General features: G+C 54.1%; 14 protein-coding genes. All 14 read right to left on the bottom strand.

Features of this window, described 5'->3' with window-relative positions; translation table 11 throughout:
• Positions 1–228: 228 nt before the first annotated feature.
• The 14 genes from VHE12_07670 to VHE12_07605 all read right to left on the bottom strand — a co-directional run bounded on the left by VHE12_07670 (position 229) and on the right by VHE12_07605 (position 16109).
• Positions 229–735, bottom strand: a complete 507-nt coding sequence (locus tag VHE12_07670; protein ID HVZ80663.1) for a septal ring lytic transglycosylase RlpA family protein — start codon at positions 733–735, stop codon at positions 229–231.
• Between the two features lie 403 nt (positions 736–1138).
• Positions 1139–2236: a quinone-dependent dihydroorotate dehydrogenase gene (locus tag VHE12_07665; protein ID HVZ80662.1), complete on the bottom strand. Its 1098-nt coding sequence runs from the start codon at positions 2234–2236 to the stop codon at positions 1139–1141.
• Between the two features lie 470 nt (positions 2237–2706).
• The gene (locus VHE12_07660; GenBank protein HVZ80661.1) at positions 2707–3309 is read right to left on the bottom strand and encodes a hypothetical protein; all 603 of its coding nucleotides are present in this window, start codon (positions 3307–3309) and stop codon (positions 2707–2709) included.
• The gene (locus tag VHE12_07655; protein ID HVZ80660.1) at positions 3306–3785 is read right to left on the bottom strand and encodes a helix-turn-helix transcriptional regulator; all 480 of its coding nucleotides are present in this window, start codon (positions 3783–3785) and stop codon (positions 3306–3308) included. Before VHE12_07655 ends, VHE12_07660 begins: the two co-directional genes overlap by 4 nt.
• A gap of 490 nt (positions 3786–4275) precedes the next feature.
• Positions 4276–5424 (bottom strand): acyltransferase, encoded by a 1149-nt coding sequence (locus VHE12_07650; protein ID HVZ80659.1) that lies wholly within the window; start codon positions 5422–5424, stop codon positions 4276–4278.
• A 517-nt stretch (positions 5425–5941) separates the two neighbouring features.
• A complete protein-coding gene (locus VHE12_07645) occupies positions 5942–6496 on the bottom strand; it encodes a YdcF family protein (protein HVZ80658.1) in 555 nt (184 codons plus the stop codon).
• A gap of 652 nt (positions 6497–7148) precedes the next feature.
• On the bottom strand, positions 7149–8084 hold the full coding sequence (locus VHE12_07640) for a GDP-L-fucose synthase (GenBank protein ID HVZ80657.1): 936 nt from the start codon (positions 8082–8084) through the stop codon (positions 7149–7151).
• A gap of 1 nt (position 8085) precedes the next feature.
• A complete protein-coding gene (gmd, locus tag VHE12_07635) occupies positions 8086–9108 on the bottom strand; it encodes a GDP-mannose 4,6-dehydratase (protein ID HVZ80656.1) in 1023 nt (340 codons plus the stop codon).
• 126 nt (positions 9109–9234) lie between these two features.
• The gene (locus VHE12_07630) at positions 9235–10455 is read right to left on the bottom strand and encodes a glycosyltransferase family 4 protein (GenBank protein HVZ80655.1); all 1221 of its coding nucleotides are present in this window, start codon (positions 10453–10455) and stop codon (positions 9235–9237) included.
• Complete coding sequence (locus VHE12_07625) at positions 10452–11435, bottom strand: NAD(P)-dependent oxidoreductase (GenBank protein HVZ80654.1); 984 nt, start codon at positions 11433–11435, stop codon at positions 10452–10454. The genes VHE12_07630 and VHE12_07625 overlap by 4 nt, the downstream gene beginning before the upstream one ends.
• A 36-nt stretch (positions 11436–11471) precedes the next feature.
• Complete coding sequence (locus VHE12_07620; GenBank protein HVZ80653.1) at positions 11472–11861, bottom strand: hypothetical protein; 390 nt, start codon at positions 11859–11861, stop codon at positions 11472–11474.
• Positions 11862–12121: 260 nt separating this feature from the next.
• Positions 12122–13285, bottom strand: a complete 1164-nt coding sequence (locus tag VHE12_07615) for a glycosyltransferase (protein ID HVZ80652.1) — start codon at positions 13283–13285, stop codon at positions 12122–12124.
• Positions 13286–13452: 167 nt separating this feature from the next.
• The gene (locus tag VHE12_07610) at positions 13453–14802 is read right to left on the bottom strand and encodes a DUF5010 domain-containing protein (protein ID HVZ80651.1); all 1350 of its coding nucleotides are present in this window, start codon (positions 14800–14802) and stop codon (positions 13453–13455) included.
• Positions 14803–14807: 5 nt separating this feature from the next.
• Positions 14808–16109 (bottom strand): O-antigen polymerase, encoded by a 1302-nt coding sequence (locus tag VHE12_07605; protein ID HVZ80650.1) that lies wholly within the window; start codon positions 16107–16109, stop codon positions 14808–14810.
• Positions 16110–16114 lie beyond the last annotated feature (5 nt).

Here is a 16114-nt window from a genome sequence, read left to right as displayed (position 1 = left end):
AAGGCGGTCGCTTTCCCTCTGGCCCTTGTATCGGCCCCAGGTCCGAAGGACCAAGGGCTACGCCCTTGCGGGATGGCTGACTTGAAGACTTCTCCGTGCTCTCTGTGCCCTCCGTGGTGAACAGCCTTGGCCGTCCTTGGTGCTCTCCGTGTCTCCGTGGTAAAAGGCCTTCGCCGTCCTTGGTGCCTTTCGTGCGTCGCGAAGCGACCCGTGGTAAAAGCCTTGCCCTTATTTCTTCGTCGGCCAGCGGACCACTTCCAGTTTGACCCGGGCGGTGCCCGCATCCCTCATCCCGATGGCCCGGCCCGCCGTGCGGGACAGGTCGATGATGCGCCCCTTCACGTAGGGGCCCCGGTCGTTGACCCGCACCTCGCAGCTCATGCCGTTGTCCTCGTTGGTGACCCGGACGACGGTCCCCAGAGGGAGCGTCTTGTGGGCGGCGGTCATCTTGTACATGTCATAGACCTCGCCGTTGGCGGTGAGGCGGCCGTTGAAATCCGCCCCGTACCAGGACGCAATCCCCTCCATCTCGCCCTTCCAGGCGTCCGCCCCCAGGTTCTTATAATCCTCCGGTTTGGTGTATTCGGTCTTGCCCGTGGCGGCCCCGCCGCCGCCCCCCGAATGGCCCGGGGAAATGATCCGGGGATAGGGCACGCATCCGGCCATCCCGACCGCCATCACCGCCAAGACGCGGAACGAAAGAAAGTAACCCTGGATCCCTTTTGTTTTCGTCATCTTTCCCGCCCTTTCCTTTTAAGCCGACCTTCCGAAGAAAACACCCTGATGAACCACGAAGCTCACCAAGACCACCCCTCGAACCACAGAGGTCACAGAGGTCCCAGAGTGAGGATCGAAGAAGGAACCCTTCTCAGAACGTATGATCACCCCCAAACCCCTTCGGGGCTCACCAAGGTCACTAAACCGTTCGAAGTAAGGCCTCAAGGCCATCCCGTCCCGGAGCCGATCAGGGGCCAGGGGGAAGGCGGTCGCTTTCCCTCTGGCCCTTGTATCGGCCCCAGGTCCGAAGGACCAAGGGCTACGCCCTTGCGGGATGGCTGACTTGAAGACTTCTCCGTGCTCTCCGTGTCTCCGTGGTGAAAAGCCTTCGCCGTCCTTTGTGCCCTCCGTGGTGAACAGCCTATCCTTCCACGGTTCGAGGTTCAGCCTCAGCCGTTCTCCGTGTTCTCCGTGTCTCCGTGGTGAAAGGCCTTAGCGTCTTGGCGGTAGATCCATCCTTTAATAGTCCCCGGCAAAGCCGCGCCGGCAGGCCCGGCCCCTCATAAATAAAGCCCGTATAGACCTGGACCAGCGACGCACCCGCCTCCATCTTTCGACGGACATCCTCCGGGGTAAAGACCCCGCCCGCGGCCACCAGGGGCACCCGGCCCCGGGTCATTTGGGAAATGGCCGCCAAGACCTGGGTGGAGCGTTCCCGCAAGGGGGCGCCCGAAAGTCCCCCTTCCGGGTAAGTTCCCGCGGGCAGGCCCTGGCGGGAAAGGGTGGTGTTGGTGGCGATCAATCCCCGGCAGCCGGCCGCAAGGGCCGTGGAGACCGCTTCCTTCAAGGGACGCGCCTCCAGGTCCGGGGCCAGCTTCAAAAGCACCGGGGTCTTCCCCGCCCGCCGGACCAGGGCGGTCAAAAGTTTCTTCAAGGGCTTGGCGTCCTGGAGCTTGCGCAGGCCCGGCGTGTTGGGCGAGCTGACGTTGACGGCGATGTAATCGGAAACGGGGAGAAGGGCTTCCAGGGATTCCAGGTAATCCTCCGCCGCGCCTTCCAAGGGCGCCGCCTTGCTCTTCCCGATATTGATCCCCACCGGGCTTAAGGGCCACTTCCCCCGGGCCTTCAAGACCTTGAGTTTTTGGGCCACCACCCTCGCGCCGGGGTTGGGGAATCCCATCCGGTTGATGAGGGCCCGTTGGGCGGGATAGCGGAAGACACGGGGGAGGTCATTGCCCGGCTGGGCCTTGGCGGTGAAGGTGCCCAGTTCGGCGAAACCGAAGCCCAGCCTTTCCCAGGAAAGGACCCGTTCCCCCTTCTTGTCGAGCCCGGCGGCCAGGCCGATGGGGTTGGGGAACTTGAGGCCGAGGACCTTCCGTTCCAACCGGGGGTCCCGGACCCGCCAAAAGGCGCCGCCAAGGGGCAGGAAGGGCTCCAGAAGACCGAGGGCTCCCAAGGCCCCATGATGGGCGGTCTCGGGATCCAGGCGGAAGAGGATGGGTTTGAGGAGTTTGTACAAGGTAAGGTCAGGATAATTCGGGGGGCCGGAAAAATCCACGGCAACGAATCTTCGCCGCCAAGGCCTTACCACGGAGGTACGGGGACAGCGTGCACCCTTTCACCACCAAGCCCCTGCGAGGCTCACTAAGGTCACCAAGCCGTCCGAAACAGAGTCCTCACCACGGAGCCTCGGAGGTACGGAGACAGCATCCGTCTTTCACCACCAAGCCGATCGAAGTGGACGCTCAAGGCCATCCCGTCCTGGAGCCGATCGGAGGGTCCGGGAAAGCGAAGACTTTCCCGACCCTTCGCATCGGCGCCAGGGCCCAAAGGGCCAGGGGCTTTGCCCCTGTGGGATGGCCGCCTTGAAGACTTCTCCGTGCTCTCAGTGCCCTCCGTGGTGAACAGCCTATCCTTCCACGGTTCGAGGTTCAGCCTCAGCCGTTCTCCGTGTCTCCGTGGTGAAAGCCTTGCCTTGCGGTGGCAGCCTCAGCGGATCCCGGCGCTTTTGCGGAACGCCTTCAAGGTCCCCTCCAAGTCGAACTTTCCCCCCCAGATCCCCGGGCCTTCGGCCGAGAGGAAATGTTCCACCTGACGGGCGAACTGGAACTGGGCCGCCGAGCGAGGGCTGGCCTTGACCGCCCTTCCCCAGATCCGGACCAGGTCCAGGGCGGGCACCTTTTGGGCCTTGAAGACCGCGGCCATGTCCCGGACATCGGGTTCCAGGAACCGGGTCATCTTGCCGATGGACCAATAGGCCGGAGCCAGGACGCGCACGTCCAGTTTCCCGAATTTCTTGTAGGGCTTGGCGTGCCTTTGATAATCCAGCAGGGTGATCTGGCCCCAACGGTCGATGTCCTCGCCGTAATTGACGGCCAGTCCGGTCAGGAGCTTGTTGCGGTCGATGGCCTTTTCCAGCTCGGCCCAGGCGGCCCCGCCGCCGGGCGCCTGGACCCCGAAGTCGATGTCCAGGCTCGGCCGCACATTGCCCATCAGGGACCCTGCCGCCGCCCCGGTCAAATAGACGACCGCCTCCCGCCGGAAATCCCTGGCCAGGCCCTTGAAGAAGCGGTCCACCTGTTTGGGGTTCATGGCCGCCCCGCCTTTTCCGCGATCCGCTCGGCCAGGCTCTGGATCTCCCGGCCGTCATGGGAGGCCGCCAAGCGCAGCCATGCCTGCCGCGCCCGGCGCTCCGAGGACCGTCCCGGCGCCTTCTTGTTCCCGGAGGCCGCGAGACGGGGCCGCACCAGGGGGACCAATTGGGCCGCCAGCTGGGCGTCCCGGGCGGCGGGGGCGGTGCCCTTCACCACCGAATCGGCCACCTTTTCCAGGCGCTCCCGCGACAGGGGCGGGGCCTTCTCCACCGGTCCGATCCCGTCGGCCAGGATCCCCGGACGGATGCCCAAGGCCTGGGCCAGGGCCCGGAGCGTGCGCAGGGATACTTCCCTTTCCCCCCGCTCGATGTCCGAGAGGTTGGGTTGGGGCATCCCGGCCTTTTGGGCCAGGGCCTTTTGGCTGAGGTGGAGGTGGTTCCTCCAGAGGAGGACGCAGGTGCCGAATGGAAGCATGAAGGAATTATAGTATTTATACTATATTTCGTCAATTACGCCGTGAACGGCCTGCCTTCCACGGTTCCAGGTTATGGTGAGGTACGGAGCCCATTCGACTCCCTGCGGTCGCTCAGGGTGAAACCGAAGAGCAACAAAGGCGAACCTCGGATAGCCACCGATGAAGGGGATGAACACAGATGGAGTCTTGAGGCAGGCCATCCCTCCGGGGGTCGATCAGGGGCCAGGGGGAAGGCGGTCGCTTTCCCTCTGGCCCTTGTATCGGCCCCAGGTCCGAAGGACCAAGGGCTACGCCCTTGCGGGATAGCCGCCTTGAAGACTTCTCCGTGCTCTCTGTGCCCTCTGTGGTGAACAGCTCATCCTTCCACGGTTCCAGGTTATGGTGCTGACCGGTATTCGCCCCTTCGCTTCTTCGCGGTGAATGCCTCAGCCATTCTCCGAGTTCTCCGTGGTGAACAGCCTGTCCATCCCCGGTTCCAGGTCTTGTTTCCTAACCGACCTTCGCCGCCAGCCGCTTCCCCCACCGATTGGACGGGACCTCCAAATAGCGGTGACTGCATTCGGCCAAAAAGAGGGTCGCCAGTCCGCCCAGCGATGCCCGGACCCAAAGGTTCCAGGAATGGGGGAGGAAATAGACCGCCGAAAGCAGGATGACCAGGTGGATCAGGTAGAAGCTATAGGAGACCCGGCCCAGCCACAGGAGCGGCCTGTGCAGAAGGAAAGCCTGCATCCGTTCGGAGGACAACGCCAGGACGATCAAGGCGCCCGCGGCCAGGCCCGTCAAAAGGTCCGTCAGGTGGATCATGGGGTTCGGCGTGCCCAAAAGGCCATAAAGACCCGGGAATTCCCAGGCCAATACATAAAGGTTCAGGGCCAAGACCAGCAAGGCGATCTTCCCCCAGCGGCCCCACTTGTCCACCAGGGCCACCAGGCCGGCCCGTTCCTTGGCGATCCAAGAGCCCATGAAAAAATAAAGGCCGTAGTTGATCGTGGCGGACACCTTCATGAGATGGGGTTCCTGGAGGTGGTAAACGGAAAAAAAGAAAAGGACCACTCCGCCCAGGAACCACCCCGGATGGGCCCGCCGAACGACCCAGCAGATCAAGGGGATGAGGACCGAGATCCGGATCTCGTAGACCAGGGACCAGGCGGGCGAATTCAGGTTGGTGAAATCCCCCCGCATGAGGATCAACCGGAGATATTCCGGTCCATCCACCGCGCGGCCCCACTTCCCGCTCCATTCCTCGCTCAGCCCCTCCAGGGGATGGAGGGGAAGGCTCCATCGAAGCAGAAGGGTGGAAATGAGGGTCACCGCCAGATAGGGCCAATAAATGCGGAAGATCCTCCGGATCACGAAGGACAGGACGGGAACGGCCCGGTCCTCGAAGAAGGGCAAGGACAGGACGAAACCGCTGAGGACGAAAAAGAACAGGACCGCTTCCCCTCCCGACCAGAAAAGGTGCAGGGGGGAATAGGCCATCCATTTCACGACCCCCTCGGGCAGGTCGGCCCTCGAACCGGGCCCATCGAAAGCGGGGTGTATGTGCAGGAAATGGGAAATGAAGACTTGGAGCGCGGCCAGGCCCCGCATGGAATCCAGGTAGTCGATCCGGCCCGATCCAGGCGAAGTCCTCGTCAAGGGTGGTCTCCAGGTGCTTGGTGGCCCTCACCTTAGCATCTGGCCAGTGGCTTTACCATTGAGCCAGAAAGGGGAAAGCCCTTACCACCGAGGGATGAGACAGCGTGCGTCTTTTTCACCACCAAGCCCCTTCGGGGCTCACCAAGTTCACCAAGCCGCTCGAAGCAGAGTCCTCACCACGGAGCCTCGGAGGTACGGAGCCCATTCGACTCCCTGCGGGCGCTCAGGGTGAAAGCAAGAGTAACAAAGGCGAACCTCGGATAGCCACCGATGAAGGGGATGAACACAGATGGAGTCTTGAGGCAGGCCATCCCTCCGGGGGTCGATCAGGGGCCAGGGGGAAGGCGGTCGCTTTCCCGCTGGCCCTTGTATCGGCCCCAGGTCCGAAGGACCAAGGGCTACGCCCTTGCGGGATGGCCGGCGTGAAGTCTTCTCCGAGTTCTCCGTGTCTCCGTGGTAAAAGGCTTTGGGCCGTCCTTTGGGGGCCTGGCGCCGTTCATCCGTTCACGGTTCGTCCCTACGATGGTCTCGTAGGGACGATCTGCGGGGCCGGCCAGTTCTCTATGCCCAAGCAAGCCAAACCCACCCGGGCCAAGCTTCCCCACAGCTTCACATATTCGACCCAGATGACCGAATGGCGCCACCAACCCGGCGGCGCCGGAGGATCAGCGACCGGAATGACCTGGATCCCCGTGCCCAGGAAATAGAGCCGGGTCAGGAAATAAGCCCGGGGCAGGTGGTACCAAGGAAGGACCAATTCGGCGGTCTTCACCCCCGCCTCTTTCAACATGGGCTTGAGGTATCGGGCGTTCTGGTCGGTGGTCCTAGCCTTGGTCTCGGTCAGGATCCTGAACCCAGCCCGTTTTGGAACCGTTTTTCGGAGCCTTGCCTCGTCCAGATCCCAACCTGACGTCACTAAAAGCGTTGCTTCGTCCATAGTGGCATGACGAAAACCAACTCCCACTCTTTCCGGTTCGCCTGTATAGACCAATACCGCTTCGACTTTATCTGAAGCAATCGTCGAGGTGACCAGACACCAATAGAAGAGCCCCTGGCCCACGAAAAAAAACATGAAGAAAAGAAGGAAAAACCATCTCAAAGAACGATTGCAAGGAGGGAGAATCAAGAGGGGCCTAACGAAAAGGACCAAACCATCCCGGCCCTGAATCCAAAAGTGGACAAAGGACCCTGCCAGGGAGGGCCAAAAAGGTCGTACTGAAGACCGGTATCAAGTCCAAGATCGTTGGCTAAGGAAAAGACGGTTCCCACAGCGACCTGTTGGGTGAAATAAACGGTCCCTGGATCCGTCTTCCAGCCAAATTCTTGGGCCGCGTAATCCGGCCAATAATTCTCAAAAACACCACCGATATAGGGTGACACCCCCATGCCCATCTGAAAATAGGGTTCCCCCCAAAAACCCCTGGGGAAAGGACAAGCCCGGCCGATCAAGTCCAACCAAACCGTCTTGAGGTCCTGCTTCCCTGTCGGCGCGATGAATTCCACCATCCCACCGTCCAATCCGATGGAGAAAGGGCCGTCTCCCCGGTACATCGCCGAAGCTCCCATACCCCATCCATGATCCGCCCCGGAGGGCATGCTCATACCGGGCCAGGCCGCGAGACCGCCGATTGTGATCAAAAACCGGTCACCCGCCCAATTCGGACAAGGGGCAAAGACCAAAAGAAACAAAATGGGATGGCGAAAAGCCCTGAAGATCCGTTCCACTAACCCCTCAATTGTCCGGAAGCCTTTTCCCTCAAAAAATCCGAATAGGTGCGCCGTAATCCTTCTTCCAATCGGATCTTCGCGCCCCATCCCAAACCATTCAATTTGGAAACATCCAAGAGCTTCCTCGGGGTCCCATTGGGTTTCGAACTGTCCCATTTCACCGAACCGCGATAACCCGTCACCTCCGCGACCTTTCCGGCCAATTCCTTGATGGAAACATCGGTCCCGGTGCCGACATTCACCCAATCCGGCGGATCCTTGAGCCCCAAGAGAAAAGCGCAGGCATCGGCCAGGTCGTCCACATGGAGGAACTCACGCTTCGGGGACCCGGTCCCCCAAAGGGTCACCTCGGCCTTTCCCGCCTCTTTCGCCTCATGGAACCTGCGGATCAAGGCCGGGAGGACATGGGAATTTTGCAGGTCGTAATTGTCCCCGGGGCCGTAAAGGTTGGTGGGCATGGCCGAGTGGTAGAGAACGCCGTGTTGTTTGCGGAATGCCTGGCAAAGCTTGAGCCCGGCGATCTTGGCGATGGCGTAGGCCTCATTGGTGGGTTCGAGGGGCCCGGTCAAAAGACAATCCTCCGGCATGGGTTGGGGGGCCATTTTCGGGTAAATGCAGGAAGAACCAAGGAACAGGAGCCGTCGGACCCCAGCCACGAAGGCCCCGTCGATGCAGTTGGAGGCAATGGCCAGGTTCCGGAAAAGGAACTCGGCCGGGTAGGTCGAATTGGCCAGGATCCCGCCGACCTTGGCGGCGGCCACGATGACCGCGTCCGGCTTCTCCTTTTTAAGGAAGGCCAGGGTCTCATCCTGGCCCAGGAGGTCCAGTTCCTTCCGCTCCCGCAGGACCAGTTCGACCCCAGGTTCCCCTTGGAACCGGCGCACTAGAGCCGACCCCACCATCCCCTTGTGCCCGGCGATGAACAGCTTCATTTCAGGAATCTCTCTTCTTTTCCCGCCGGGCTAGCTCAACATCGTGGTCCACCATCCGGCGGATGAGGGCCTCGAACGGGGTTTGGTGGCGCCAGCCCAAAAGCCGGCGGGCCTTGGAAGCGTCCCCCCTTAGGAAATCCACCTCCGTCGGCCGCAGATAACGCGGGTCGAATTTGACGTGCTTTTTCCAGGAAAGACCCGCGTAGTCGAAGGCCACTTCCAAGAGTTCCTTGATGGAATGGCTTTCGCCGGTGGCGACCACGAAATCGTCCCCCTTCGGCCTTTGGAGCATCGACCACATGGCCCGGACGAATTCCTTGGCGTCCCCCCAGTCCCTTTTGGCTTCCAGGTTCCCCAGGAACAGTTCCTTTTGAAGCCCCAACTTGATCCGACCCACCGCCCGGGTCACCTTGCGGGTGACGAAGGTCTCGCCCCGGCGCTCGCTCTCGTGATTGAAAAGGATCCCGTTGGAGATGTGGAGCCCGTAGGCCTCCCGGTAGTTCTTGGCCGCCCAAAAGGAATAAAGCTTGGCGACCCCATAAGGACTGCGAGGATAGAAGGGGCTCTCTTCGTTGTAGCCCTTCTTGGGACAGTCCAGGCCCCCGTAAAGCTCCGAACTGCTCGCCTGGTAAAAGCGGGCTTGGGGGCAGGCCGCCCGCATGGCCTCCAGGAGTTTGATGGTCCCCAACCCGGTCACTTCGCCGGTGTATTCGGGCTGGTCGAAGGAGACGCGGACGTGGCTTTGGGCGCCCAGGTTGTAGATCTCAGCAGGTTCGATCTGTTTTAGAAGTTTGAAAAGTCCGGAGGAGTCGGTCAGGTCGCCGTAATGGAGGAAGAACCTACGTTTCGTTTCGTGAGGGTCCTGGTAGATGTGGTCCACCCGGGCCGTATTAAAGGAAGAAGACCGACGGACCATACCGTGGACTTCATAACCCTTTTCCAACAAGAGGTCCGCGAGCCAGGACCCATCCTGCCCGGTGACCCCGGTAATAAAGGCTCTTTTAGGATGTTTTTGGGTCTTCATAGGTCCCTTTCGCGGGGCCATCCTAACACCCACCGTCCCCAAGGACCAACCGCCTCATTGAATCTAAAAAAGGGCGCGGAATTCACCGGGAAAACCCTTCTCACCCGGCCGTCGTCTACCGACGGATCAACTTCTCACTCCTGACTCTCCACTCATCATTTCCTTGAGTTCCCTTTCCCAGCCGTCCACGACGGCCTTCTTGGAGAACCTCTCCTGGTAGACCTGGTGGCAATGACGGAAAAGTTGCTGTTTCCGCGTTTCATCGGCCGCGAAGGCCATAAGACCCTCCGCTAACTCGTCCACATGGCCAGGCGTCAACACCCAACCCAGACCATATTCCCGGACCCAACGGGCAATGGAAGAAGTTTCATCGCCCTCGAAAAGGATGGGCCGTCCAGCCGCCAGGGCCCCGAAAAATTTGGAAGGGACCGCCACCCCTGTATAGGAAGATTTCAGGGAAACCACATGGATGTCGGGGGCGGAGAGCCTGGCCTTCAAGCGATCGGCGGGAGCGAACGGGACGGAATGGATATTGGTATCTTCCGCCGTGACCAAGGCCATCAGATCCCCGACCCGTTGTCCCCTGGCACTGAAAACAAGCGCAGCTTTCACCTTCAGTTTCCGGGCCAACGCAACGGTCGATTCGAATTCATGGGGCCGGCTCAGATTGCCCGAATAAAGAAGGCCCAATGAAGCCTCTCCAAAAAGGGCCCGTCTCTCTTCCTTATCGATGGGCAATGGGTCCTTCGGCTCCTCCAAGGCCCAAGGACTCAACGTCACGAATTTACGGATCGGATATCGAGCCAATCGTTCCCTCATGCAGGGTCCCAGGTCGGCCACCAGGTCGAAGGCACGGTAAGCGGGTTTCAGGACCCTCTCCAGAAGACCCACGACAAAACCCTTTTCCGAGACCATACCCTCGGCCACTGCGTAATCCGGGTAAAGGTCAAAACACCAATGGATGAGCTTGATTTTGGGCCAGCGGAGCTTGAGGAATGGGGCAAGAAGGACGGCAAAAATAGGGTCTGTGCCGAGAATGACAACATCCGGGGCCTGTGTGAAGAGTGCCCGCCAGAGCCAGGCCTTTTCCATCCAAAGCGCGTTGAAGATCCGACCGAGAAATCGGTGTTGGTTGAAATTGGGCCGCCAAATGCGCCTGATCTTCACGCCTTCAATGACTTCTGGTTTGGCGGGGTATTTTTCAGCCCTTCGGTGGCAACTCCGGTTGGAGGGCCAAACTTCCACCTCAAAACCCCGTTGGACTAGCCCCGCCCCCAGACCCGTGAATTGCTGGGCACCAGCCACATCATCCGGGTAATAAAACTGATAGAGGAGAAGTATTTTCATCTCCCATATCGCTTAAGCCACTTAACGGTCTCATCAACCCCCTCATCTATTGAAAAAGGCAATTGACCCGTCAGTTCTTTAATTGCATCCAACGGAAGAGTGGCAGTATTAGCCATCATATTTTTCAAACGAAAGGAAGTGATCGGTGGATTTTTCACTCCCAATAGCTTTAATAAATCTCCTGTTACGGCCGCCAGACGCACCAAAAACATCGGTACAGTCTTCACTCTGCGACCTCTCGATTTCATAGAAATGGTATTTGCCCATTGGCGGATATGATAATTTTCATAATCTGCCAAATAGAAAGTCTTCTTGTGGATTTTTTCAACTGGAGCTTCTAGTAGTTTTTGAATTTGGTAAGCCGCGTTGCCCACATACCCATAAGAACGCGGGGGGTCTAAATTTCCGGGATGAAAATAATAACCACCGGCAACCGTCTTGAAAAAACGCCCATAAGGATTATAGCTCGCGTCGGACCAGGGCCCCCAGATAGACGAGGGGCGAATGATGCACCATTCAAAATCAGTTTCCGCTTCGGCCCGAACGATCTTTTCGCCAATTACTTTGCTTTGCCCGTAAAGACTGTCAGGTCGATAATCCAATTCATTTTTCGGAGTTTCTCCATTCGGGATCACCAATTTTGTCGATGCAAAGATGCAACGTTGGGTGCATTTCGCTTTTCGCATCGCAGCAATAAGATTCTCGACCCCTTTGATGTTAACTTCATAACCTCGGATGTCTTTTTTCTCATCAAGGTCAGCTCTCGCGGCCAAATGAACAATATGGGTCGGTTTATACTCAAGAATCACAACGCACAATTTTTCTAAATCAAGAATGCTTACATTTTTAAATAGATTTTTGTGTTCTTTGATCCTTGGGGGAGAAACATCGACACTCAATACTTCATAACCCACCCTTAAAAAGTGTTGGACAAGATTAGTACCAATAAATCCAGAGCCACCCGTAATTAAAACTTTCATTTTCCGAGCATTTTCCCAGAGTTGCCGAGAGACACTTTATTTTTCTTTTCGGCTTTTCCGTATTTGAATAGTCGGGGGCGGTTCTTTCATTGGGCGGTCCGGTCGTACAATTCTTTTACGAATGAATCGAACAGGATTCCCGGCAACAACCGACCAAGGTTTAACATCCTTGTATACAGACGACCTTGATCCGACAACCGCCCCCTCACCAATGGTCACCCCAAGGCCGACATAAACATCAGCGCACACCCAAGCATAATCGCCGATTGTAATCGGGCCTAAAATCATGGTCATTGGCAGGACTTCATAATCATGACTCGCAGAACATAGATATGAGTATTGGGAAACTCTCGAATGGATCCCCAATTTAATAGGCGCTTGACAATAACAATCAACATCGTCAGAAAGAACGCTGAAGTCGTTCATCGTAAGATTCCACGGAGCCCAAATTCGGCAGCTTGGGTAAACCTCACAATTTGATCCTATTTTCGCCCCGAATATCCTCAACAGAAATACACGCCAACCATGAAAGCCTACCCTTGGCGTCGGTCGGAACAATAGTAACCATACCAGCGCCCATAGGCCACGCACCGATTTATTGAGCAATCCATAAGGACTTCTCATCTTTCCAATATCTTGGGCCACCTTTTGATCGCCAGGAACCATTTTGTCCATTCGTTTTTCTGTCATTTCCTCAAAACAAACTCCGGTGCAGCCCCACCACCCAGGACCCATTCGTACAAAAGTTTCATTTTTTTACCAACTGATTCCCAGGTGTATTTCTCCTCAACCAGTTTTCTACCCCGAATTCCCATTTCCATTCTTTCCGAAGCGGTTGTTTCAAAAACTTCCCTCAGGGTCTTAGTTAACGCTTCAACCCCAATTGGGATCCACCACCCACACTTCCTTGTAACCAATTCCTCCCAGGGAGCACCATATGTGCAAACAACCGGAAGACCGCATGCCAAAGCTTCGGGGACAACATTTCCAAAGTTTTCACTTAATGTCGGCAGAATAAAAACATCAGATGTCCTATAAATCTCCCACAAACGCTCCCCAAAAATAGGTCCCTCAAATATAAAATCGTCAGCCAAGCCTTTTTCTATCAATGCCCGCTCAACTTCTTTACGGTGCCCACCTTCATCTGGACCAACAAGCCGCATTCTCCAACCTTTTGGCCGTATTCGTGACCAAGCTTCCACCAGATTCAACAGACCCTTTTTGGGATGAATGCGGGATACAAAAAGAGCCGTTTTCCCGTCCTTCAATTTCGGAATCATTTGATCAATAACCGGCAAATGAATCCCATTTGGAATAACTGCCAACCGACCTTTGAACCCAAGTTTTTTAAACTCTTCAACTTCTCCTTGCGAGGTCATATGAACAATCGCAGCATCCATTACATCTTTTTTTAAGTAAAGCTGCCAAGCAATCCGTTTTTTCAAGGGTTTAAAATTGTAGCACCAAATTGTGAGCATTCCGTGGGGCGTGATAATGCAAGGCTTTTTATATTTTCTAGCGACAACAGAAGCCGAATGATTGGCCGGAAGCCATACTCCGTGGTTATGAATCAAATCCACCTTGCGTTCCAATAGCAATTTTTCCAATGCAGATTTAAATTTAGGCGCAAGCTTTAGACCAAGTCCTCTTTCCATAAAGGGGGGAACGAATAATATTTCAAATTCTTTTTTGGATAAATATTCTGTAATTGCCTCATTCTCTCGTCGAACAGATACAAGAATATTCTTGAATCCTTCCCTTTCCATACAACCGATCCATGCGGGAACCGTGTATGAAAGCCCTCCCCCATTTCGCGAGAGAGAGCTAACTGTCCCAAGAACAGTTAACACTTTATGAATCGCCTTACAAAATTTAATTTCATGTTTCTTGCCAGTTCATCCGTAAAATAGCGTCCGATCTGCACCAAATAAAAATAACTATAAAAGCAGTAACATTCGACTAAAGAATTATCCTTAAAATCGCTTCGGTAAATTATCGTTTCTCAAACTGGACAACCTTACTCGCCTTTTTTATAACCATCAATAAGCGCCCTAACTCGCTTAATATAAAAATCAGGTTCTAAAAACCCACCAGTTTCCCTTGCATAATCGGACATCTTTGCTAATGAATCGCCCTCATTATCATCCCAAAACCCAAAGATCATTAGATTAGGCTTCTGAGGAGCCGCCATCTCCCATTCCCTTTTCAGAAAATATCCTTCGTCATCACCTGTCGTTCCATCAACGTATTTCCAACGCTCTCCTGAGATCTTGTCCAATATTCCATTTTGGGGGCCCCAGTGGCCCGGAGGGGCCTTGATACCTGGAAGCACCCTCGAAATGGTGAAATTTTTGAATTTCCATGTATTGCTGGCAGGTGGATTTTTACTTCCATACATCCAATCCCCTATAAAGCTTTCTTTGGCATCCGCCACCATCAGGAGGCGTTCATCATTTTCCGAAAGTTTGAACCATTGATTTTCAATGACTAAAAATGGAGTTATGCCAAAATCTTTTTGGAATTTTTCTTTAAGGGATTGAAAAGCGTATCCAGCTTTTTCGAAAGAACTTATATCAAACTTATTAGGGGCATAAATCCATATGATGGGGCGCCCACCTTGTTCGGGACTCAAACCAGTGTCAGTTAACCAATGTTTCCGAGAGCCAGAATCGTCCAATCCTGAAAAAAATGGCCAGATCACTCTTTTATAATAATATTCCAGAACATTTTCAGGAGTCATGGGCATCGGTCCGATTACATGCCGAGGATCCTTCCCTTGCCCCGGTTTAAAATAAATATATTTGCACCATTCATCTGTATTTCCATAAGTTCCCTTCAAACGATCCCAGTTATACATCAAATAAGGGCCAGGAGTATCTACGAAGAGGCCAACCTTGATTGGGAGGTCATATTTTTTGAAAAGAAGTTTAAGGGCCGCAGCCTTGAATTCCGGGTTATTAGGACAATAATTCACTTCAACTTTACAGCGGGCACACTTAACACAATCTCGAGGTTTAACCTCCCCGAAACAATCAAGAGCCACAAAATCGAACCCAGCTTCAATCATTTGCCTTAGTTGAAAGATCCACCATTCCTCGGTCGCACTATCCGGTTGTTTTCCAATCAACTCCCTCCGATCATCGCTTTGAAAAACCGGTTTTCCATCCGGGCCAATGAACCTGTAGACTTGATTTTTATAATATTTGCTCCCGTCAACATCTTGATAGACATGACCATCCGTGAAGTTTGGCGATCCGGAGAATTGTCTAAAACTGGCGAAGGTGCCAAACCGTGTCCCAGGATATTTCTCAGAAGCAAAGCCATGTAATTGGAGCAAAAATAAAAAGTGAATTATCAGCAGTTTCACCCTACTCATCTTAAGAAAACCCTTTGCATTCTCACGATCCATCCTACGACCCATAAGACAAGACCAGCAAAAAGACAGTTATAGAGAGGAAAATTGAAACCCGTAAGCCAGGTTCCGCGGATTAAAAAATAACCCCAATCTAAAAACAAAATAGCCGAGGTTATATGAATGATATTAAACCCCTGCTTTATTTCCCGCTCCACGAACGAGAATATTTTTCCCATCAGAAATGAAAATATTAGAATCCCAAATATTCCGCCGTTATAAATCGCTTCGCCCACGACACCCCCGGAAAAACCGTAACTATATTGCCCTTCTAACGGCGCCCCCATCATTTCATGGGCTAATATTCTTCCAAAGTCATAAGGCTTATTACCCCATACTAATCTGGGAACGGGGTTAACCAACTGAGCATAAATACCCTGAAAATAATTCGGCTCTAATAAATAATTGTCCATTAAATAACTAATAGCACCATTACACTTGATCGAGTAGTCTTCAGCGATCATCCTTTCACTCTTTTCTAAAAAAAGTGTCTCCTCCACGGAATCGACGACATCGCCTATTGAATAGAATTTTTGTGTTCGAAAGACAGTCAAAAATAACGCACCAGTTAGCACGAGAGAAAGAAGAAGGATGTAAAAAGCTTTGTTTTTGGCCAGTACATGGAGACCAAATCTAAATTCAACAAAAACATCTACGATCAAAATACAAAAAAGCACAGCCACCAGATAACCACGCGTACCCGTCGAAAATTTTGTCAGCAAAACAAGAATGAATAAAATTACCCAAATAAGTTTCGTGAACTTATTTCCATTCGTGTGGAACCAAACCCTTCCAATAGCTAGACCCCAAACTGGGAACAAATTGAAAGCTTCAATAAAACTTTTAAGCGCATTTGTATTTTGATAATAATCGATATCAATATGCGTTCTGAACTTTAGTAATATTTCAGCCGGACTAAGTCCTAGGATAAAAAGATTTGTGAAATTCAAGAGAGAGAAAATAATGCAAACGAGGAGGAAAATATTCTGGGCCTTCGAATCCGACAAAAACCGGGGGTTTGCCCCTTCCAATCCATGAATTTTGATTTCTTTTTTACCTAGTCCCAATAAAATAAAAAAAGTGGAGACCAGCAGAGAGACTCCAACATTCACTTCATTCCGATCTGGAATCGACGAAAAAGAAATAATGATCGCCAATCCTACGACCAACCTGGGGTTCAAAAAATAACGCAGACCTTCCCTTGAAAAACCGACAATGATCAAAAAAAACCAAAATAATGAGTTGAGAATTATCAGCGCCATCTCAC

The sequence above is a fragment of the bacterium genome (genome assembly GCA_035549195.1).
Classification (GTDB): Bacteria; Oederibacteriota; Muellerivitia; order Muellerivitales; family Muellerivitaceae; genus DASZRK01.
This window is presented reverse-complemented; position numbering and strand designations above follow the sequence as displayed.

Coding starts and splice junctions, on each gene's coding strand:
- VHE12_07655 (HVZ80660.1), bottom strand. CDS start 3,785: ATGCTTCCATTCGGCACCTGCGTCCTCCTCTGGAGGAACCACCTCCAC.
- VHE12_07620 (HVZ80653.1), bottom strand. CDS start 11,861: ATGAACGACTTCAGCGTTCTTTCTGACGATGTTGATTGTTATTGTCAA.
- VHE12_07645 (HVZ80658.1), bottom strand. CDS start 6,496: ATGTTTTTTTTCGTGGGCCAGGGGCTCTTCTATTGGTGTCTGGTCACC.
- VHE12_07670 (HVZ80663.1), bottom strand. CDS start 735: ATGACGAAAACAAAAGGGATCCAGGGTTACTTTCTTTCGTTCCGCGTC.
- VHE12_07640 (HVZ80657.1), bottom strand. CDS start 8,084: ATGAAGCTGTTCATCGCCGGGCACAAGGGGATGGTGGGGTCGGCTCTA.
- VHE12_07605 (HVZ80650.1), bottom strand. CDS start 16,109: ATGGCGCTGATAATTCTCAACTCATTATTTTGGTTTTTTTTGATCATT.
- VHE12_07660 (HVZ80661.1), bottom strand. CDS start 3,309: ATGAACCCCAAACAGGTGGACCGCTTCTTCAAGGGCCTGGCCAGGGAT.
- gmd (HVZ80656.1), bottom strand. CDS start 9,108: ATGAAGACCCAAAAACATCCTAAAAGAGCCTTTATTACCGGGGTCACC.
- VHE12_07625 (HVZ80654.1), bottom strand. CDS start 11,435: ATGAAAGTTTTAATTACGGGTGGCTCTGGATTTATTGGTACTAATCTT.
- VHE12_07630 (HVZ80655.1), bottom strand. CDS start 10,455: ATGAAAATACTTCTCCTCTATCAGTTTTATTACCCGGATGATGTGGCT.